Below are 21,428 nucleotides of genomic sequence, written 5' to 3' on the forward strand. Positions count from 1 at the left end.
CCAGTCAAGGAGTCAATGAAACATGAATGATACCAACCTAAATCATGAAGCAAACGACCGTAGTCATTCAACATTGGAAAACCAGCCTCTTATATTGGTTCTTAATGATGACCCTGAGTTTCTTTCCTTTTACAAAGAACATCTGGAAAAAGAAAACGGGATGGTTATTTTCGAATCGGATAACCAGCCGAAAGCCGCCGAACTCTTCTATCAGTTATACCCTGATTATGTCATTATTAACGCAAGCCTTATAGCAGATGATGGTGTTCATGTATTAAATGGATTCGTTCAACTGTGTCAAGATAACCATGTTCCGATCCTGATATCTTTGGATAAGGAAGATTTGAAGCTGCGTTACGCATGTATGGCCTTGGCAGATGATGTTATAGGTTCCCGCGTTGAACCCGTTGAATTAGTCACAAGGGTGATCAGAAACTTGAGGAAACGAAACCGAATCTTAGATCAGATTCTTATTGATCCGATGACCGGAATAAAAAATTACAATAATCTTCAACAAGAAGTCGAGCATCAACTTAATGATTTGAAACGCTCCCATGAGCCGTTCGCAATGGTCTATGTACAGGTGGATGATCTCTCTATCGTTCAGGAAACGTATGGCTATGCTATAGGACATCAGTTGGTGAAGGAACTAGGGGAATTTATCCAAAATAGCATCCGACCTGCGGATTCCTTATATCGATTTCATAGAGAAGGGTTTGTTCTCGTTCTTCCGAAAACCGTCAAAGAAGATGCTATGAAATTAATGTACCGGTTGATCGAAAGATTTGCTCAGCTCCGTTTCCAGACAACAGCAGGAGAGATCAGCGGTACCTTCTCGGCTAGGGTGTTGGACTTTATGGATCCCTTACAGACCATAGAACAATGTTTAACACTTATGCCTTTTCCGAAGGATCAGGCTGTTGCCGATAGGAAAGCGTGGGTTATGGACGGGATGGCGACTTTCACCTCCGTCACATTGAGGAAGCTGAAAGTCGGAATTATTGATGACGACAGGTTAATTCGTGAAATGTTGAAGCATCAATTAGAGGATATCGCGGATCAAGATTTTGAGGTAGAGATTAGAGCGTATCCGGACGGAGAGGAATTTTTCAACGACCCTTGGCATCGCCAGAATGAACGGTTTCTTCTCATTATTGACAGAATCATGCCTAAGATGGATGGTTTGGAGGTTCTGCAGAAGATCCGCACGCAATACGACCGACGCAGGTATTTGTGCATGATGTTAACCAGCAGGGATTCCGAAGAGGAAATCTCAATGGCGATTCAAAGAGGCGCTAATGATTATATGGTCAAGCCATTCAGCATTAAAGAGCTGCGCGCCCGAATAAGACGATTAATCCGGGGGGCGCGATGATTAATCTCTTCACTGTCATGGTACTCACGGTCGTTTTCTTTCTGCTGCTATGCTTTGTTTATATATATTTGGTTTTGAGAAAAACAAGGACCAACCTGTTTCAGAAACGGAAAAAGGCATGGCTGGAACAGATCATGAACGAGCTTCAAGAATACTTTGTCGCTGGGAAGAGGAATTATTCCTTAATAAGCCGTCGGTGTCGCCCAATTGAACTTTATCAGTTTGAAGCCCTTGAAGACTTTTTCGGCGATTATCTGAGTAATTTCAAAATCGAGCCTAGTTTTAATCCGGTAAAACCATTTGTCGAGGAATATTTTGTTCCGTGGTACAGAAAAAGGCTTTTTCATTCCAAATGGAGTACCCGAATGAATACACTGTATTTCATCGATCTTTTTAAGATTGATAGGATGCAGGACGACTTATTGAAGCTATTGGAGAGCAAGAAGTGTTCATCGGAAGAGAGATATCAGATTTATCTCCTTTTGGCCGATTTCGGATACGTCCATCTTCAGGACCTGTTCAAGGAATCGAAGGGGCTTCCTCCTTTTCTGTTAAACGAGATGATTAGCCTGGTTATTACTACAGATAATTTCGAGAGCTATGTAGATATTTTCTATGATCTCCCTTATGAATGGCAGTTAAGTATGATAGACGTACTTAGAGATAAAAATTTCCGCTCGTTGAAACTTCAAGAATTGTTGGAAAACTTGTTGAATGCAACCGATCAGGAGAAGAGGGTGCGGGCAACCAAAACAATTGCGAGCCTTGGTTATATTAGCTCTCCTGACGTAATTACGCTGATTATTGATGAGCAGTCCCAAAGGGAAGAATGGCAGAGCCCGCAGTACACGGGGGAAAAACTGATGTATGTCAGGCTCATGGGGAATATCAAAACAGAACGTTTTTTGCAGTACCTAGAGCAGTTCATCAGCGATAGAAGCTATGTCATAAGATCAGAGGCTGCTAAAGCCATTCGAAAATACAAGAATGGAAGAGATATCCTTCTCTCTATTACCACGACACACCCTGACAGTTATGCCAGAAACATTGCTAAGGAATGGTTAGAGAGGAGCATAGATTATGAATAATTATTGGGATCTTGCTGTTTTTCTCTTCCAGATCGTGAATCAAGTGATCTTTTTTTATCTTGTATTCGTTTGTTTGTTTTATTTTATCCTTTTCTTTCTGGCTTTCAATCGGTTAAAGCGAGAACGTGGCCTTCATAATGTGGAGCCTTATAAGAAAGTCAAAAAATCTGCGTTCACTCCCCCCTTATCAGTTTTGGTTCCGGCTTACAATGAAGAGATGGGAATTATCGGTACTGTGCTTTCACTAGTCACAGGAAGCGGACGATTGGACTATCGCCGAATATGAGGTCATTGTGGTCAATGATGGATCTAAGGACCAAACACTGCAAAAAATGATTGAACGGTTTAAAATGGTACCCTTGAAAGATAAAGTATTTCAAAAACGCAACGGAATCGAAACCAAACCGATCAAAGCGGTCTATAAGTCGGATATTTATCCTCAATTATTGCTTGTTGACAAAGCAAATGGCGGAAAGTCGGATGCGTTGAACGCGGGTATTAATCTTTCTAAATATCCGTATTTTGCTTCTATTGACGGAGATACCGTATTGGAGCCGGATTCTTTCCTCAAGATTATGAAGCCGATCATAGAAAATACCGAACAGGAAATTCTCGCTGCGGGAGGCAATGTGCTGATTGCGAACGGAAGCACGATCGTTCATGGGCAGATGAAGGAAATGAGGCTGTCCAGGAATCCTTGGGTCATTATGCAAACAATCGAATATATGCGCGCTTTCCTTATGGGGAGAATCGGATTGAGCAAAAATAATCTCCTTCTCATCATTTCCGGTGCATTCGGAGTATTCAAAACAGCAAGAGTCATTCAAGCGGGCGGCTATAAGCTGGGAACAATTGGCGAGGATATGGAGCTTGTTGTTCGTCTTCACAGAATGAACATCGAGAATAAATGGGGAGCTAAAATTGAATACGTCGCGGATCCAGTGTGTTATACCGAAGCGCCTGAGGAAATAAATATATTGAGAAACCAGCGGGTAAGGTGGCACCGGGGGTTATTCGAAAGCTTGTGGACTCATCGAAAAATGGCTCTTAATCCAAAATATGGGAGAATTGGATTAATCGCTATTCCGTATTTTCTTTTTGTGGAGTTATTCGGTCCTATCATTGAAATGATAGGTTATCTTGTCGTATTAATCGGTTGGATCTTGGGGGAAGTCAATATTCAATATTCGTTGGCTTTACTTCTTTTCATGGTTATGTACGGGTCATTCCTGTCCATGGGCTCCGTGCTTCTTGAGGAATGGAGGCTAGGAAAACATAAGAGGGTATCCGAACTCAATCGCTTATTTTTCTTTGCTTTGTCGGAGGCGTTTTGGTATCGGCCGATTATGACATATTGGCGGGTAAAAGCACTCATGTCAGCGATAATGGGGAAAAAACAGAGTTGGGGCGAGATGAAGCGAAAGGGCGTTTCATCATAGGTATCTGGACTTGTTGAACGATCGAAAGAGAAAAGAAAGTAGGGGGAAGTTTAGGTATGGGGTTGTTTAAAGGGAAAAATGCACTGGTAGTCATCATGTTGGCTCTTGTGCTGGGGGTTCTTGCTTATATTGTGCTGCGAGGAAATAAAGATGTAGGACCAATAGTACCTGAAACATCTGTTCAGCCAATATCGACGATAACACCAGTAACCATAGATGGAGTTAAAATTCCCGCTAAAGTCGGGGGTTCCTACATACAGATTAACCATAATGGCGAGTGGCAGGATATGCTGATTAAAGGTGTGAACTTAGGGGCTACCAAACCGGGTTTATTCCCTGGGGAAATGGGGATTGCCAAGGCTGATTACTTGCGGTGGTTCAAACAAATGGGGGATATGAATGTAAATTCCATAAGGATTTATACATTGCATCCACCAGCATTTTACGAGGCTTTGCTAGAGTACAATTCGAAAGCGAGCCAGCCCATTTATTTGTTTCATGGCATATGGGTCGATGAAGAGGATATGGTTGCGTCGAAGGATGTATTTATCGGTCATACAGCGGATGACTTTAAGAAAGAAATGCAGAATGTAGTGGATGTCATTCATGGACAAGTCAATTTGCCTGAACGGGCGGGGCATGCCGCTGGTGCATACAAAGCCGATGTCTCCTCTTATGTCGTAGGCTGGATCTTGGGTGTTGAGTGGGGCCCGACAGTAGTCGACTCCACCAACAACAAGCATAAGGGCATGGAGAATTATAACGGACAATATTTTAGGACAGAAAATGCACAACCTTTTGAGATCTGGCTCGCGGATAAAATGGAGTCAATCACCGTCTATGAATCAGATCGTTATCAGTGGCAAAGACCAATCAGCTTCACTAACTGGGTAACAACCGATCTGATGCAACACCCCACGGAACCTTTGGAAACAGAAGATATGGCTGTCATAAACCCGAATCTCATTAAAGAAAATCCGAGTTATAAAGGGGGATATTTCGCATCCTATCACGTGTATCCCTATTACCCCGATTTTCTTAATTATGAACCTAAATATACAAATTACATCGATTTTCGCGGTGAGAAGAATAATTATTCCGGTTATTTAAACGATCTGAAACAAAATCACCAATTGCCTGTTTTAATCGCAGAATTTGGGGTACCCTCTTCCAGGGGGATGGCCCACCGAAATGTAGCCGGATGGAATCAGGGGCATCATGATGAAACGGAACAAGGGAATATCGATGCGAGACTGTTTGAGGATATAAACCACGAAGGTTTGGCTGGTGGATTGCTCTTCAGTTGGCAGAATGAATGGTTTAAGCGAACATGGAATACGCAAGAACTGGATAATAGCGACCGTCGTCCATTCTGGTCAAATATGCAAACCGGAGAGCAGCATTTTGGATTGCTAAGTTTTGACCCGGGTCCAGCTGATAAGTCGATTTATGTGGATGGTGAGACTAGTGACTGGGACTCCAAGAAAATAAATCCGATCCAATTAAATGGCTCTTCCGCTAGTTCCACTAATCAAGTCGATGGACAAGCGTCCCTGAAGCAATTTTTTGTCACAAGCGACGAAGGCTATGTTTATTTCCGCTTGGATTTCAATAGAACAGAACAACCGCTAGATTGGTCACAAATAAATACGATGCTGCTGCTCAGTACAATTCCAAATCAAGGGCAGCACCGTGTTCCGGGGGATTCAGATCTCACGACGGAAGAGGGTATAGATTTCGTGATTGATTTGAAGGGAGATAAAACTTCAAGAATCTGGGTAGACAGCTACTATGATACGGATTATTTTACCTACGGGCATACCTTAGGTATGATGCCTAAGCTAGACTATCCCAAGAATAAGGACAATGGCATTTTCCATACCATGCGGCTGGTCTTAAACAAACCGCTGACGATTCCCAATATAAAAGGGAAGCCTATTATGTTGCCGTTGGAAAGCTACGAAACCGGGTTGTTGCTTTCAGGGGATGGGAATCCAAATCATCCAGGCTTTAATTCGTTAACGGATGTAGCTTTGAATGCCAAGGATCATGTGTTAGAATTACGAATTCCATGGCAATTGCTTAATTTTAGAGATCCAAGCAAACACGAGACAATCGGGGACATCTGGGGTAAAGGACTGGGTGCTTCGGAAATCATAAAAGAAATTAAGATGGCGGTAGTAACCTATAAGCAAGATTGGATGCAACAAAAAGAAAGTCCTGGAAGCGGAGCATCTATCTATACATATCCTCAAGCAAGCGATAGTAAGATCAGTTCCTCCGATATGTATCGTTATCAATGGGCAGACTGGGATATCCCACAATATCATGAGAGATTAAAGAAATCGTACTATATTATGAAAGACCTCTTTGGGAGAATCTCTATAAAACATTAGTTATGGATCAAGCATCTGAATGAGCAGGGAGGGAGAATAGTTGAAGCAAATAGCATTCAAGATCATGCTTCTTATTGCATGTTTCATGATCATGCTTCCGTCTCTCCCAACTCAAATAGTGAAAGGCGAGGCGTTGAGTATTGGAGGCAGGAAATCTGCAGCTAAGCAACAGGCGCTAAATTGGTTAAAGAAACAGTTTGACACCGAAGCTCAGCCAACTGAGGTGGCTTGAGTCTCCTGATTCCAGACTACCTGAAGCAGCTTGTAGCGCTCTTTCCCGTTACGATCAAGCGAATACCAATTGCCGTTGTTATCCTGAAAGTATATATGCTCGGCAGCATCATATTGGAGAGAGCTTGGAAGAATCTGATTGGTCTCAGGAAGTGAGTAGGTCCAGAGTGCTTTTTGATCTTCGAACAGGGTCAGACTGCGCTCGGTTGCTTTCAAATTTAGCGAAATCAGCGGTTTCAAGGCCTCGGGGAGCTTAGCGCTTTGCTTAACCGGCAGCCGTTCTCCGCTTGGAAGTACAGATTTCCATTGACCATCGGACTGGTAATAGGCCGTGCTGTCATTAGCAATAAATAGCTCTTGAGGAGAAGAGTCCTGCAATCTCCAAGCGACCTCAAATTGGTCTGCACCCTGGAGAGAGGCGTTAATAGGCTCCAAGATTGAAGTAATTTGCGAACGGAATTGCAATAATTCTATATCTGGATTATGGGTTTCTGAAGGGGAGTCAGCCCCTAGCAGGAAAATGATAGGTAGGGATGCAATAAAGGGAATCCACCGCATGTTCTCATCCTCTTCGAAGTGAAATTGAAACGGTGGCAAAAGGTTACACCGGATTTCTACTTCTAATATAGCAAGAATCCTAGTTGATTTAAATCAAATTCACAATGGTACGTCTGCATGCCTATCCAATCTCTTCAAATCTATTTATTTTGTATGAAAGAATTTCATCGAATTCCGTTGTTTTGTGTCAAAAATCACAGAATATAAAGGAAATACCTGTTATTCTCAAAAAAAATGTAGAAAGTTGATACTTTTTAGAATATTATGGAAGTCAAATAAATCTACAAGACTACTTGGTAGATAAATCTACCTAAAAAAGTGAAATGAACAAAGGTAAATCCATCGAAAGGTGGATCGGGAGGGGTTTGTAAATTTTGATCAGAAAAAAATTAATTCAATATTGTGTGATCTCATTATCTCTTTTATTCGGGCTGCAGGCTGGTCTTCCAACTGCGTTTGCAGCAGATCAATCCGATTTTAGGAGTCATGCTATCATTCTTTTAGTTGGAAGTCATCATGCACTTGTGAAAAAAGAAATGAAACAAATGACAGCCGTTCCCAAGGTCGTTAATGAAACGACCCTAGTTCCCATTCGATTTATTTCCGAGCAATTCGGGGCGAAAGTTAGCTGGAATGGGCAAGATCAGCGCATTGAGCTTCAAAATCAAACCAGCAAGGTTCTCATTCAAATCGGTAGTACCGACATGCTTGTTAGTGGAAAGTCGGTCACGCTAAATGTTGCTCCGCAAATCATTGGAGAAAGCACCTACATTCCTTTGCGTGCGGTTTCAGAGGCGCTTGACAAACGCGTTGATTATGAAAATGGGCTTATTCTATTAAGTGATAATTCCAATGACGCCTTTGCCAGTGTGGATGAGGACGTTAAGGATCTGTTGGTCAATCAACTTTCTCCACAGAAGATAGCGATCAATTTTACAGCAGAGCCACAATTATTGGACAGTTCCAAGGCCACCGCGAACGCGTCTTTTACGTTCATTAATTTGTTTAACGAAGGTCTCTACAGAATGAATGAGGCAGGTCAGCTTACACCTGCTCTAGCCCAAGCTCAGCCTCTTATTTCTAAAGATGGATTAACGTACACGATTCAACTGCGAGACGGTCTGGAGTGGTCTGATGGTGCCCCATTAACTGCACAAGATTTTGTCTACTCGATCCAAAGAACGAAAAATCCTCGAACGAAAGCGCAGTATTCATTTATGGCTGACTGGATCGACCAGATTGAAGCTCCTGATGAACATACACTAATCATCAAACTGTTTGAACCTAGACCGCAAATGACGCAGTTACTCGCTTTCGCCATCTTTTTTCCTCAGCGTCAAGACGTGGTGGAATCCCAAGGAGATCAATACGGGAAAGAAGCCGGCACCGTGGTAGGTGCAGGTCCTTTCATTCTCAAGAAATGGGAACACGGAAAGGGACTCACTTTTGAGCGAAATCCGCGATATTGGGATGCCGAGAACATTCAACCGGATCAAGTGAGTATCAATTTATCTAGCAATGTATACGAAGGGGCAAATCAATTTATCAAGGGGACTACAGATGTAACCGAAATCAACCGGGATATAGCTGACATAATTCCTAAAAAACTAATGGTCACCAAATATGAGTTGACGAATTCTTACGTCATGTTTCAAGAAAGGAAAGTACCGGCTTTTGCAAATGCCAATATTCGAAAGGCGCTTGCCCTTGCTATAGATAGAAAAAACCTGATACGTGAGATCATGACTAACGGATCTGTCGAAGCGACTGGGTTAGTACCGGCGGGTACATCGGATGGCAACAGGGGTGAGTTTCGAAAAACCGCAGGAGATGCCTTGCCTCCTTATAGTCCAGATGATGCGAAAAAGCTGCTAGAGAAAGGGTTGGAAGAGCTAGGGCTGGAATCACTGCCCCCTTTTACCTTAATATCTGATGATACAACTACTGCCAGACGTATAAATGCTTATATTGTAGGCAACTGGAAAAAAATTTTAGGAATCCAAGCAAGTTCTCTGCCGATTGCGCATGCAGAACGTGTCAGTAAACAAGGCGAACATGATTATGAAGCGGCATTAGGACTTTGGGGTGCGGATTATAATGATCCAATGACCTTCATGGAGATGTATAAAACGGATGGGACCTTTAACGAAGTGGATTATTCAAACAAGGCGTATGATGTACTTCTTCTCGCAGCCAATAAAGAAGTAGATGGGGCAAAACGGGCGCAAATGCTTGTAGAAGCAGAAAAGCTGTTGCTGGACGAGATGCCAGTGGCGCCTTTGTATTTTAGAAGCCGTATCTATTTAAAAAATCAACAGGTCAAAGGGATGTTTTTGCCATCCTTTAGTTATGAATGGGAGATTCGTTGGGCATCAAAACCGTTCTCGCCAACTAATTAATTAAAAAGCCTTCCATCAAGCATTTAGCTTGATGGAAGGCTTTTGCTTATTGCTCAGCAGACATTTTGGCGGAATTCTCGTTACTACCGTTATATTGAATCAAGGTATGAATTTTTTGTAGTTCTGAGTTAACTTAGTTGACATGAGTTGATTTTATAATTGTCTCTTATTCTGTTAAACTTCACTACGAAAGCGCTACCTGTTAGTTTACTTAACAAAAAAGCAAAAAGTGTTTGACAACAGATAGGTGAGTTGTTAATATTTAATTATTAACATCAGTGGAATAAATAAAAGATAAATTCCGTGTTATTAGTCAATTTTATCTGGAAAAATTATTATTTCATTATTTTATTTCGACAGTTAATAACATACGTGGAATAATTGGCCTCACAACAACAGTAGACCATGAAATTATACGCAAAAGAGGGGAAGACGAAATGGATAAAACATTAGTTGAAGAGTATCGTGGAGGTGCGTTGGAATGCGTGCATAGCGGGCATATTTGCGGAGTCTCCATCTCGGGTGCTGTTAGATACGCAGTTGGGGATGTAGAATCATTAACATATTTAAGGTCATCCGGAAAACCATTTCAAGCTATTCCTGTCATTAGGCATGGCGCGGATAGAAAGTTTGGCCTATCTGATAAAGAAACGGCTATTATGATCGGGTCCCATCGTGCGGAGACCTTCCATGTTGAAGCATTGGAATCCATGCTTACCAAGATTGGGGTGGGAGAGGAAGCGCTTGTATGTCACCCCACTTACCCCTTGAGCGTACCTGCTTCGGAAGCCATGCTTAGAGCGCAGAAGCCTAAACGTTCGATTTATCATAATTGTTCAGGAAAGCATCTTGGCATCCTTGCTTTATGCAAAACAATGGGATATCCGACCGAAGGCTACTTCGAACCTGAACATCCTGCTCAAATCGAGATCGTAGACACGCTCGCATACTTATCTGAATGTCCTAGAGAACAAATTCACTTAGGTACGGACGGTTGCGGTTTTCCCGTGTTCGCTATTCCTCTTAAGCATTTAGCGACTGCCTTCATGAAACTGGCCTGTCCAGAGGTGATTGAAGATCTTGAAATTCGATCCGCCGTCATCCGAATAACTGCTCTAATGAACGAGCATTATGAGATGATTGCCGGTTCAGATCGAATCTGTTCCAGTCTCCTTATGGATCCCAATATTGTTGCTAAGGGCGGAGCTAAAGGCGTGTACTGCTTTGGCTTGAAAAAAGAAAAGCTAGGTTTCGCGCTTAAAGTGATGGATGGTTCTGAGGATGAGTGGCCCATCATTACGGCGTCCATCCTTGAGCAGATTGGTTATAGTAACCAAGAGACGATTGATCGAATGTATCAACTCACGCCAACGGACATTATTAACGATAATCGTAAGATCATCGGAGCGAACAAAGCAGTGTTTACCTTAGAAATCATATAGAAACCCAGGCTTAGTTACTAAATTATGTTGAGGAAACTATCTTCAGCAAGATTTTATAACATAGATCAAATTACAGGAGGGGTTATAAAATGAAGAAAAAAGCTACGATTCTAGCCTTATGCACAAGTCTTGTACTTACTTTTGCCTTAGCAGGCTGCTCTACGAATGGCGGGCAGAATGAAGCGGCAAAAGCCACTGGAGCAACAGGAGAAGCCATAGGCAAGAAAGCGAAAATTTCGTATCTCGATCCGCTTCCAAGCCCGGAAAGAACAGCGCTTATGCAGGGGCTTTTGAAGCAATTTCAAGAGAAAAACCCGAATATCGAAGTTGAATATACGTCTGTTCCTTGGGATGATGCGAATAAGAAATGGATGACCATGGGTGCAGCGGGCATTCTTCCCGACGTATTGAGTATTGATGATACTTCCTTAGTAGCCATGGCTTCAGCTGGTTATATCGAGAACCTGCAGCCCTTTTATGACAAATGGGATCAATTAAATAATTTGACGGAAGCAACCAAACAAGCGAGAAACAAATTCAAAGGGAATGTCTATGCGATTCCAGATGGATTCCTGCTGCAGGGCTTATTTATCAGAAGCGATTGGTTTAAAGAACTGAATATGCCCGAGACGATCGCGACATGGGATGATTACTTTAATCTAGCGCAAAAATTCACAGATTCTGCGAAAAACAGATACGGGATTTCCTTTAGGGGAGGAGCTAACGGCGTTATTCGAGCCATGGAATATGTGATGGCGGCGGTCCACTCTGACAGTTGGTTTGATAAGGATGGCAAATCAATTTTGTATAAACCTGAAGGCGCTGCGGCCTTTAAGAAATTTTATGATGTTTACTTAAACGGGAATGCTCCTAAAGAGTCTGTCAATTGGGGCTTCAACGAAATGGTTCAAGGATTCTTAAACGGTCAAACTGCTATTTTAAATCAAACGCCTGAAGTCATTATTACAGCTCAGAAAAATATGAAAGAAGGCACATGGAATGTAGTTCCAATGCCAAAAGCAGATGACGGAAAACGGTATATTTTCTGGGGTTACACAGCCGCTTACGCCATGTCTTCCAAATCACAAAATAAAGAGGCTTCTTGGAAGTTGATCGAATTCTTAAGCTCTCCTGAGAACAACTTAGCGTACAGCATTAAAAATTCTACGATTCCTATTTACAAAGAAAACCTGAAAGATCCGTTCTTTAGCAAAGGCGCTATTGCTGGGTATGCGGGTTCCATGGCGGATTCCAACATTGTGTTTGCAGGCCCTCCGAGCCATTTAACGAAGCTTGGTCAATTCACGGGAACGTTCGCAGTAGAAGAGACGCAAAAGTATTTGACAAAAGCGCAATCGCTCGAGGATACTGTTAAGCATCTTGCAGATTTTCTAACAAAAGAACAACAAGCTTATATGAAGGAAAATCCATAAAAAAGAAGGCAGATAACCGGGGACACGGATGAATCCCCGGTTATCTATTCTGAAGTATTGAAAAGGCGGGGAGAGAAGCATGCTAAAAGCAATTCGATGGAAATCATTCGAGCCCTATTTATTAATCACTCCTGCTGTTCTAATTATTCTAGCTTTTTTTGCTTATCCTTTACTATCAGGACTTAAGCTTGCTTTTATGCATTATGTCTTATTTGAACCGGGGGATATCCACTTTTCAGGTTTTGAAAATTTTAGATCTTTGCTGGCCGATAAGAATCTCCCTCAAATATTAGGTAATTCTGTACTTTGGGTCATCTTAACGGTAGGTTTGCAATTCGTACTTGGATTTATTTTGGCACTAGCGCTAAATAAACAGTTTAAAGGGAAAAACATCTACCAATCTATTGTTTTTCTACCTTGGGCCGTGTCTGCTTTTTTAATCGGGATGATTTTTAAATGGTTGTTTAATGAACAGAATGGGCTTATTAATTACTTATTGGTGAAACTCGGAATTCTGGAAAAAGGCATCCCCTTTTTGGCTATTCCACATGTCTCTATTTTCCCAGTCATCGCTGCTATGGTTTGGTATGGAGTGCCTTTTTTCGGGATTATGATTCTTGCTGCTCTACAAAACGTACCTAAAGACATCTATGAATCAGCTGATATGGATGGGGCAGGCCGAATGACCAAACTGTTTCGGGTTACGATTCCTTATATCAAACCGACGATTATTATTACATTGCTGCTTCGCGTGATTTGGGTATTCAATTCAGCTGATTTGATCTACATCATGACCAACGGGGGTCCAGCTAATACTTCTCATAATTTGCCTTCCTATATATTTAATAAAATCTTTTATACGACAGACTATGGGCAAGCCTCCGCATTGGGAATTATGATGCTAGCAATACTTATTCTTTATACGTTAATTTTCTTGAAAACGACTAAATATGATGATGCAGGTGATTTCTAATGGTCTCCTATGTTCGGAATGTAGCCCCGACAGTTTCTCGAGTCATTACGTTAACATTGTTCCTAATCGGTGCTTTGTTTCCATTTTATTGGATGTTAGTCACTTCTCTAAAGGATAGACAGGAAATTTATAGCGGAAAGCTAACTCTTTGGCCCCAAAATTTAACTTTTTCGAACTATATAGATACTTTCCAGAATTCTAGCTTTCCGCTTTATTTTATGAATAGCTTTATTGTGAGCATGAGTAGTTCAATCCTGGTGTTGTTTGTATCCATTCTAGGTGGCTATAGTATGGCCAGATATTCATTTCGAGGCAAGAAGTTATTTCTAATTTCCTTTTTGGCTACCCAGATGATTCCTGTGATGGTCATTTTAGTTCCACTCTTCATTACATTCAGCCAGTTACACTTGCTAAATAAGCTGCCTTCGTTGATCATTACCTATACGGCCATGAACATTCCTTTTTGCTTACTGACGATGTCCAGTTTCTTTCAGAGAATTCCCGTATCTCTCGAGGAAGCGGCTCTTATTGATGGGTGTAATAAATTTCAAACGATGACCAAAATTATTCTGCCTATTATGCGGCCGGGAATTGTTGCTACCCTTGTATTCGCATTTACAGGCGCGTGGAATGATTTGTTTTTCGGGGTTATGTTTACAAATAGCGAAAGCACCAAAACAGTCCCTGTAGGACTAAGCAGCTTTGTGCAAAAATTTGATATTAACTGGGGACAAATGAGCGCAGCGGGTATTTTATCTTTGATTCCGGTTGTGATTATGTTCGCTTTTGCCCAAAAATACATTGTATCAGGTCTTACAGAGGGTGCAGTCAAAGGATAACGACTTCAATAGGTGAAAGGGGGAGAATCATGCTGCTGGAAGTTATTGCAACTACAGTGAAAGATGCTTTATTGGCCGAACAGAGCGGTGCGGATCGTATCGAACTCGTAACTGGGATTCTAGAGGGTGGGTTAACACCTAGCTACGGGTTAATTGACGAGGTTGTGCATAGCACAAACATCCCTGTTCAAGTGATGATTCGCCCGCATAGCCAATCTTTTTACTATGACCCGAGAGATCTGGGCGTGATGATGAAAGATATACAGACTGTAAAACGGATTGGGGCGCATGGCATTGTGCTTGGGGCGCTTACCCCAGACCGTAGGATTGATCACGAGACGCTGCGTCGATTGTTAGATGAGGCGGAAGGATTATCCGTGACTTTTCATCGTGCATTTGACGAAGTAAGCAATCTGGAGAAAGCTTTAGAGGAACTTCTATCTTATAGCCAAATTGACCGGGTGCTCACATCTGGCGGAAAGCCAAACGTTCTTGATGCGCAAGAAGAGATAAGCCGGCTTGTTAAACAAACGGAACATTCGCACCTGCAAATTTTAGCCGGAAGTGGATTGACGGTAGGTGCAATTCCCTCCTTCCTTCAATCGACAGGTGTTACAGAGATTCATTTCGGAAGAGGGGTACGGGTGGATCATAATCCGTTAAATGAGATCGATACAGAAAAAATTAAAGATATAAAAAATATAGGTAGGGATCATGTTGCTAATGGTTGACTGCGGTGTATAGGATGGTTAACATTAGGTTTATTAACATGGGTGGAATAAAGAAGAGGAATCCAAGTAAATGAAAAAAATTGAAAAGCATGACCAAGATGTTATCAGACTGCACAATAAGCAGATGATTTTGGAAATCATTAAAAAGAGTCGGCCCATCTCCCGTGCGGAAATCACCAAAATCACCAAGTTGAGTCCTACATCTGTTGGGCGTATCGTAGGCGAGTTATGTGAACAAGGATTGGTGAGAGAAACCGCGTTAACCTCGGTAGGCGTTGGACGTAAGGCGATTATGTTAGATATCGATCCCCAGGCGGTTTTTACAATCGGGGTAGACATCGGTAAAAAGGTGATTAAGTTCGGCGTCATGGAGTTCAGCGGCGAACTTCTCCATGAGGAGCGAGTTGAACATATCGCTCTGCAAACAACCCCTGAAGCTACGGCGGCCATCATCTCCGAAACGATTAACTTGATAATTGCGCATAAAAATCTCGACAAGTCTAAAATCATTGGCATCGGCATAGGTGTGCCCGGCGTGATCGACCATGAACGGGGAATCGTCCAATATTCATCGACATTGGGTTGGAGAAATATCCCTTTCGCCCAGTTCATCCAGGACAAGCTGCATATTCTTACGGTCATTGATAATGACTTGAAAGTGAAAATCCTTGCTGAGTATTTACTAGGCTCCGCCCGCGGATCGAGAAAGACAGCATTGATTGAGTTGGGCACCGGAGTTGGCTCCTCTTTGATCATTGATGGTGACATTTTTCGTGGGGGTTCAAACAGTGCCGGGGAGTTAGGACATACCACGCTGGATCCGAATGGCAACATGTGCGAATGTGGCAAAAGAGGATGTCTGCAAACGTATATCGACGAGTCGGCTATTCTGCATGAAGCAAACCGAATCAAGGAGACCGCCGATATCCAGCAGCTGTTCGCTGCGGCACAGAACGAAGAGAACTGGGCCCAAGATATTATATCCAGAACTTCGCTTTACATTGGCATAACCATAAACAATATCGTCTGCATGTACAATCCCGATGCCGTCATTTTGTGTGGTGATTTGGTGGAAAACTACAGTGAGATTGTGCCTTTAATCGAAGAACAGTGCGGTCAGGTGGTATGGGAGCCTTTTCGTGATACGTTCAAAATCCTGACTTCCGAATTGAAGAGCAAATCGATCGTTGTAGGCGCAGCCATGTTAGTGATGAATAACTACGTTGATAAATCTTAAAATAAAAGCGTTACGGACGTTTGAGGCGGCAGCCCACGTCCGTAACGCTTTTTTTATGGAAATGTACAAAATGATACGATATCTTAAGCTTCTAAAGCCCGGCGTTTCTTCCTTTGAATCCCTTGAGCACGAAGCGTCTTGATCGATAAAGTAATGCCTGTAATCGTGAGGAAGATCATACTTATTGCCGTTATGTCGACAAGCCATTTCACATTGGTATTCCCGATTTTCCCCTCATGAAGTCCCTTGATGATACCTGTCAGACTGTTTGCTCCTTCCTGACCGGGGCCAGAGCCGTTAAATGCAGGTCTATTTCCCTGCATAGCTCCGGCTGTTCCTTGATCGCCCGCGGCAGAAGGAGTCATCGAAGTAGAGGATTGAGACATAGCCCCAGGAGGTCGCATCTCTGCTCCACCTGAGCCTGTCAGCCACTTCTCGGATAAGAGAAGTCCCGTAATCGATTGGATCAAAATAAAAACCGAGCAAATCAGGCCAATCCATAAATGTAGTTGACGTGTTCTTTTCATGTGAAACCCACCTTTTCCAAATTTGTTGGTATAGGTGTAGTATAGAGGCTTATCCTGAAAAGAATCTGAGACCTAGCTGAGGGATTGCTGAGTGTAATAAACGCAAAAAAACCTACTGATGCATGTTGAAGTGCACCCTTTAGAATAGACATTGGAAAAACCCTAGGGTTAAACCGATGAAATTCTAGGGGGTGTTTTTTTATGGCTTTGAAAGGGCAAAAGTTTAAGCATTATCCTGAATCACTTAAGATGGAGGCAATTCGTCTTCACACGGTGGAGGGCTGGAGTCAGAGGTCCATTGCTATTCATTTGGGAGTTCAGGATAAAGATCGAATTAAGGTATGGGTGAGGAAGTATCGGGAAGTTGGAGACACCGCATTTAAGGATGGTCGGGGAGATCCAAAACGAACGGAGACCGAACAAGAGCGCGAACTCCGTAGGCTACAATTGGAGGTAGACGTGCTAAAAAAGTGGTTACAAATCTTGAATCAGGAGGTGCATACTGTAAGCACATCGTTGTCGACCAAATGAAGAACAGACAAAGCATAAAAGGATTATGCCAATACCTTGGCATCAGTCGTAGTGGATACTATAGCTATCTGAAAAGAAGCAACCATGATCCTGACGAAGATCTGAAACTGCAAATTACAGCCATATTCGAACGGCGTAACAAGACTGTCGGCTACCGACGCGTACAGGATGAGTTGTACCGCCAGCATGGCCTTGTGGTTAATCACAAGAAGGTATTGCGTTTAATGCAGGAGCTGGGCATTCAGGCTGTTATCCGCCGCAAATATGTTCACCGTACAAGTCAGCAAGCAGCCGTAGAGGATGGCCGAATCGCAGAGAATCTGTTACAACGGAATTTCAATGCAGACGCCCCCAATCTAAAATGGGTAACCGACGTAACCCAGTATCGGGTATTGGATGAAAGAATCTATCTGTCAGCCGTTAAGGATCTCTGGAATAACGAAATCATTGCCTACCATATAAGTAGGAACAACGACAATCCACTTGTTCTAGAGACCTTTAAGAAGGCATTCAAAAAACATAAAGACGTGACTGGATTGATCATTCACAGTGATCAAGGAAGCCAGTACACGTCTCATGCTTATCACGACATGCTGCCACAGGTTGGAGCCCAAATCAGCATGTCACGCCGAGGAAATTGTTATGACAACGCCTCGATAGAAAGCTTCTTCTCTCATCTTAAAGTCGAAGCACTCTATCCCTATGATATACGATCTATTGATGAGGCACAAAGGCGAATCGAGGAATTTATCCAATTTTACAATGAAGATCGTGCTCAACGAAAACTAAACAAGCTGACACCGGTTGAATACCGGCGCCAGCTTGTTGCATAGGGCTTTTTCCAATGTCCACTAAACGGGGTCTTGACCATGTTGCATACAGTAGGTTTTTTCAATATGTTACTAGGCTGCCTATGTCGGCCGCTGCCCTTCTTATTCAGCTGGTTTGGGTTGAACAACGGCGGGAGTCGGAGCAGCAGTAGATATCTCCGCAGGCGCAGTCTGCTTGCCAATAAACAAGCTGAGCGGCAGCGCGGCTAGCACGATGAATGTGGCTAGCAAGTAGACATCATTCACACTCATTGTGAAGGACTGCATCCCGATCTGTACCTTATCCTTCAAACCGCTGCTGGCCAATTCCTTGGCATGCGTGGCTGTTTGGGTTGAAAGGACAGAAGTAAACAAGGCAATAGCAAAGGAGCCGAACACATTGCGTACCCAGTTGCTAATTGAAGTCGCATGACCGGACAACGTTCTCGGAATTTGCTCCATCCCAGCATTACTCGATGGCATGGTGGCAAAGGCGATCCCAAGGTTCCGAACGATCATCCAGAACACGATATAACCGCGAGATACATCGACACTTAGCCAGCTGAGCGTTAATGTTCCTATAGCGATTAAGGAAATACCGATGAATATGAGAATACGCGGACCTACAATACTATATAGTTTGCCCACAATTGGCATGCTTAATGCCATCACAAGTGAGGCAGGGAGCAGGATTAAGCCCGTATCAAGCGGTGTCACGTGCTGAATATTTTGCAGAAAAATAGGAGTCAAAAAAGTGCCTGAGTATAAACTAATCGTAACAATACTAGAAATAATTAGTGTTAGTGTATAACGTGAATTAGATAATACGCGAATATTCAGCAGCGGTGTTTCTACGCGGAGCTCTCTCCAGATGAAGAGCAGAAGCACAAGAATACCGAGCGCGAACAAGCCAATAACTTTACCTGACGTCCATCCCCAAGCATGACCTTGAGAGAATGCAACGAGTAAGGAAAGACTGCTTACGATGACCGTTAATAAGCCAAGTAAATCAAACTTTTTCGGTACAGAGAGACGATAGTAAGGAATCAATTTAAATACGAGAAGAATGGCAATGATACCGACAGGCACGTTCATGAGGAACAACCAGTGCCAGCTCCAATTTTGCAATAGCCAACCGGCCAAGGTAGGCCCAATAGCAGGAGCCATCATGGCAGACAAGGACCAAAGGGAAATCGCAATCGGCTGTTTATCCCGCGGTATCACTTGGTACACAATGGTCATGGTCGCCGGCATGATGAGTCCGCTGAAGGCGCCTTGCGCAATGCGGAAGGCAATGAGAGAAGGAGCGTCCCAAGCGACTGCACATAAAAAGGAAAACACCGTAAAGCCAGCGAGTGCCGTAGCATATAGAAGTTTATAGCTGAACCGCTCACCCAAATAGCCTGTAATTGGGGCGATCGTACCGCTAGCGAGCATGAAGCCTGTAATCGTCCATTGGATTTTGCTTAAATCGCTCTGGAAATGTTCACTTAAAATCGGTATCGCAATATTAATTGTACTCATACTCAGGATCGCAACGAACGACCCGAAGAAAATGGCTATCATGATCGGCCAAAAACGAACCTGCTTTAACTCATCTTTACTCAAAGTAATGCCTCCACTCTATCCATTGATCTTATCCGTAGTATTCTCTATAATTTGAATGAAAATTATCATACTACCAAATGAATGTATATGTCAATAATGACATAACAAAGGAGTGGCTATGAATACCCTTTCATATGGCTTACTAAGCCTTTTAACCAGAAATTCCCGAACTGGCTATGAACTTATGCAGCATATTCAACCTTTTTGGCAAGCTAAGCATAGCCAAATATACCCACTCCTTGCTCAATTAGAGCAGAAGGGGTACGTTGAATTTGTGCATGTTCCACAATCGGATAAACCGGATAAAAAAGTGTATTCCCTAACGGATAATGGCAGGGAAGCGCTCCGACAATGGATTGCGCAGCCTACAGATGAGCCCATAGTAAGGGATGAGTTGGCACTGAAGGTATTCTGCATTGGCCTTGTAGACAAGAAACAAGCACGGAAAATGCTTCATGAGCGTGAGGTATACTACCAGAAGAAGAAAGAGCGGTTTACACAATCTTATGAACGAGTTAAACAGGATAGTGCTAAACCGCTCGAGGAACTGGAGATCCATGATCCGTTATTCGGGCTCTATGTGCTGATCCAGAAAGCAACGATGAAAGTAGACGCAGACTTGGTCTGGTGCGAATGGATGAAGTCGAAGCTGAAATAAATGTAACGAGTTTATATTTATTTAAGGATTAATTTAGAAGGGTTTTAGACCGGGGAGGTAAGATAGCAGAAGAAGTGATGAACATAAACGGGGGCTGTATATGAGTAAAAAGCTAGGGATTTTCTTTGTAATCATCATCGTAGGCGTGGCGATTGCCGCGATATTTCCCTACGTCACCTTGAATCCGGCCGACAGCCGAGTAAAGCTGAATACGGCATTTTCCCTACACTATACCGTACTTGTTCTACATATTGGATTCGCGTTCGTTGCGCTCGTTAGCGGTTTATTTCAATTTCATAAGCGCTTCCGCACCAACTATCCGGCATGGCATAGAGCTTTGGGGCGCGTGTATGTCATCAGCGTTATGCTAGGCGGTCTCTTGGGACTCGTTATGACCTTGTATATCGAAAGCTTTACGAAGGCCATGGCATTTCTAGCACTGAGTCTACTTTGGCTACTTACAACATGGAAAGGCTTCCGATACGCTTTAAAAAGGCAATTTGATGAGCACCGTGTATGGATGATTCGCAGCTACGCCATTACGCTCGTCGCCACATCGGCAAGGCTGATTGTACCGATCTGTATTTTGCTGTATATCGCAAAGATGGGGTTCCATCTTCCCGCAGGCGGTCGTGAGCAAGTGGTCGCTGACATTTTAGAAATAAACATCTGGATCGGTTTACTTATCAATCTCATTGTTGTGGAATGGTTCCTATTAAAACCTCAGAAAGGTAAGTAGATGCATCCTTTTCGAATTCAGGGAAATAAATATTACCTTCGATTTCTTGCTCAACAACCGTAAGATACAATTTGTCGGCTGAGGGCAGCGCTTCTTTATAAATTTCTCCACCGCCAGCGATGAAAATCTCTTCTTCATTTTAACAGCTGATACGCTTCATCTAATGATGTAACAGTTATACAATTCGTATCCGTAATTTGCTGAGTTCTCGAAATGATAACAGTCTTCCTTTGAGGTAAAGGCTTGCCAATGGACTCATACGTTTTTCTCCCCATAATAATGGATTTTCCGAGAGTCAGCTCCTTGAAACGCTTTTGCTCACCTGGTATGTGCCATGGAATAACCTCATCCATCCCTATCACGCCGTTGATTGATGCTGCTGCTATTAATGAAACGACCACTGAGATAACCCCCA

General features: G+C 42.8%; 19 protein-coding genes and 2 pseudogenes. 16 read left to right on the plus strand and 5 right to left on the minus strand.

Annotated elements, in window-relative coordinates; translation table 11 throughout:
• Positions 1–22 precede the first annotated feature (22 nt).
• From QFZ77_RS05745 to QFZ77_RS05770, 5 genes and pseudogenes are all read left to right on the plus strand, one after another.
• The gene (locus QFZ77_RS05745) at positions 23–1,375 is read left to right on the plus strand and encodes a response regulator (RefSeq protein ID WP_307437332.1); all 1,353 of its coding nucleotides are present in this window, start codon (positions 23–25) and stop codon (positions 1,373–1,375) included.
• Positions 1,372–2,463, plus strand: a complete 1,092-nt coding sequence (locus tag QFZ77_RS05750) for a HEAT repeat domain-containing protein (protein WP_307437336.1) — start codon at positions 1,372–1,374, stop codon at positions 2,461–2,463. The genes QFZ77_RS05745 and QFZ77_RS05750 overlap by 4 nt, the downstream gene beginning before the upstream one ends.
• Positions 2,456–3,902, plus strand: a pseudogene (locus tag QFZ77_RS05760) (glycosyltransferase family 2 protein). Before QFZ77_RS05750 ends, QFZ77_RS05760 begins: the two are co-directional and overlap by 8 nt.
• A gap of 56 nt (positions 3,903–3,958) precedes the next feature.
• The gene (locus QFZ77_RS05765; RefSeq protein WP_307437345.1) at positions 3,959–6,298 is read left to right on the plus strand and encodes a hypothetical protein; all 2,340 of its coding nucleotides are present in this window, start codon (positions 3,959–3,961) and stop codon (positions 6,296–6,298) included.
• Positions 6,299–6,338: 40 nt separating this feature from the next.
• On the plus strand, positions 6,339–6,530 hold the full coding sequence (locus QFZ77_RS05770) for a hypothetical protein (RefSeq protein ID WP_307437348.1): 192 nt from the start codon (positions 6,339–6,341) through the stop codon (positions 6,528–6,530).
• Here the strand turns inward: QFZ77_RS05770 and QFZ77_RS05775 are convergent.
• Entirely contained in the window at positions 6,509–7,087 is a 579-nt protein-coding gene (locus QFZ77_RS05775) for a hypothetical protein (protein ID WP_307437351.1), read from the minus strand. The genes QFZ77_RS05770 and QFZ77_RS05775 overlap by 22 nt on opposite strands.
• 374 nt (positions 7,088–7,461) lie before the next feature.
• Here QFZ77_RS05775 and QFZ77_RS05780 point away from each other — a divergent pair, with 374 nt between their 5' ends.
• The 7 genes from QFZ77_RS05780 (at position 7,462) to QFZ77_RS05810 (ending at position 16,141) form a co-directional block, all read left to right on the plus strand.
• On the plus strand, positions 7,462–9,486 hold the full coding sequence (locus QFZ77_RS05780) for an ABC transporter substrate-binding protein (protein ID WP_307437354.1): 2,025 nt from the start codon (positions 7,462–7,464) through the stop codon (positions 9,484–9,486).
• Between the two features lie 437 nt (positions 9,487–9,923).
• Positions 9,924–10,928, plus strand: coding sequence for an asparaginase (locus QFZ77_RS05785; RefSeq protein ID WP_307437357.1), 1,005 nt, complete (start codon positions 9,924–9,926; stop codon positions 10,926–10,928).
• Positions 10,929–11,017: 89 nt separating this feature from the next.
• Positions 11,018–12,361, plus strand: coding sequence for an ABC transporter substrate-binding protein (locus QFZ77_RS05790; protein WP_307437360.1), 1,344 nt, complete (start codon positions 11,018–11,020; stop codon positions 12,359–12,361).
• Positions 12,362–12,440: 79 nt separating this feature from the next.
• Entirely contained in the window at positions 12,441–13,334 is an 894-nt protein-coding gene (locus QFZ77_RS05795; RefSeq protein WP_307437363.1) for a carbohydrate ABC transporter permease, read from the plus strand.
• A 239-nt stretch (positions 13,335–13,573) separates the two neighbouring features.
• Complete coding sequence (locus QFZ77_RS05800) at positions 13,574–14,173, plus strand: carbohydrate ABC transporter permease (protein ID WP_307437366.1); 600 nt, start codon at positions 13,574–13,576, stop codon at positions 14,171–14,173.
• Between the two features lie 29 nt (positions 14,174–14,202).
• Positions 14,203–14,904 (plus strand): copper homeostasis protein CutC, encoded by a 702-nt coding sequence (locus QFZ77_RS05805; RefSeq protein WP_307437368.1) that lies wholly within the window; start codon positions 14,203–14,205, stop codon positions 14,902–14,904.
• A 70-nt stretch (positions 14,905–14,974) separates the two neighbouring features.
• Entirely contained in the window at positions 14,975–16,141 is a 1,167-nt protein-coding gene (locus QFZ77_RS05810) for an ROK family transcriptional regulator (protein ID WP_307437369.1), read from the plus strand.
• A gap of 83 nt (positions 16,142–16,224) precedes the next feature.
• Here the strand turns inward: QFZ77_RS05810 and QFZ77_RS05815 are convergent.
• Positions 16,225–16,677 (minus strand): annotated as a pseudogene (locus QFZ77_RS05815) (PepSY-associated TM helix domain-containing protein); the annotation flags it as partial.
• A gap of 192 nt (positions 16,678–16,869) precedes the next feature.
• On the opposite strand from QFZ77_RS05815, the gene QFZ77_RS05820 reads away from it, so the two are divergent.
• On the plus strand, positions 16,870–17,199 hold the full coding sequence (locus tag QFZ77_RS05820; protein ID WP_307434631.1) for a helix-turn-helix domain-containing protein: 330 nt from the start codon (positions 16,870–16,872) through the stop codon (positions 17,197–17,199).
• On the plus strand, positions 17,196–18,032 hold the full coding sequence (locus QFZ77_RS05825) for an IS3 family transposase (protein ID WP_307434634.1): 837 nt from the start codon (positions 17,196–17,198) through the stop codon (positions 18,030–18,032). Before QFZ77_RS05820 ends, QFZ77_RS05825 begins: the two co-directional genes overlap by 4 nt.
• 99 nt (positions 18,033–18,131) lie before the next feature.
• Here QFZ77_RS05825 and QFZ77_RS05830 read toward each other — a convergent pair whose 3' ends face one another.
• Entirely contained in the window at positions 18,132–19,616 is a 1,485-nt protein-coding gene (locus QFZ77_RS05830; RefSeq protein WP_307437371.1) for a DHA2 family efflux MFS transporter permease subunit, read from the minus strand.
• 118 nt (positions 19,617–19,734) lie between these two features.
• Between QFZ77_RS05830 and QFZ77_RS05835 the strand changes: the two genes are divergently transcribed.
• Positions 19,735–20,274, plus strand: coding sequence for a PadR family transcriptional regulator (locus tag QFZ77_RS05835; protein ID WP_307437373.1), 540 nt, complete (start codon positions 19,735–19,737; stop codon positions 20,272–20,274).
• A 100-nt stretch (positions 20,275–20,374) separates the two neighbouring features.
• Positions 20,375–21,013 carry a DUF2306 domain-containing protein gene (locus tag QFZ77_RS05840; RefSeq protein ID WP_307437376.1) on the plus strand — a complete coding sequence of 213 codons (639 nt, stop codon included), beginning with the start codon at positions 20,375–20,377 and terminating at the stop codon, positions 21,011–21,013.
• On the opposite strand, the gene QFZ77_RS37725 is transcribed toward QFZ77_RS05840, so the two are convergent.
• The gene (locus QFZ77_RS37725) at positions 20,967–21,140 is read right to left on the minus strand and encodes a dihydrofolate reductase (RefSeq protein WP_373462725.1); all 174 of its coding nucleotides are present in this window, start codon (positions 21,138–21,140) and stop codon (positions 20,967–20,969) included. The genes QFZ77_RS05840 and QFZ77_RS37725 overlap by 47 nt on opposite strands.
• Positions 21,141–21,147: 7 nt before the next feature.
• Positions 21,148–21,414, minus strand: a complete 267-nt coding sequence (locus tag QFZ77_RS05845; RefSeq protein ID WP_307437382.1) for a dihydrofolate reductase — start codon at positions 21,412–21,414, stop codon at positions 21,148–21,150.
• Positions 21,415–21,428 lie beyond the last annotated feature (14 nt).

The sequence above is a fragment of the Paenibacillus sp. V4I3 genome (assembly GCF_030817215.1).
Classification (GTDB): Bacteria; Bacillota; Bacilli; order Paenibacillales; family NBRC-103111; genus Paenibacillus_E.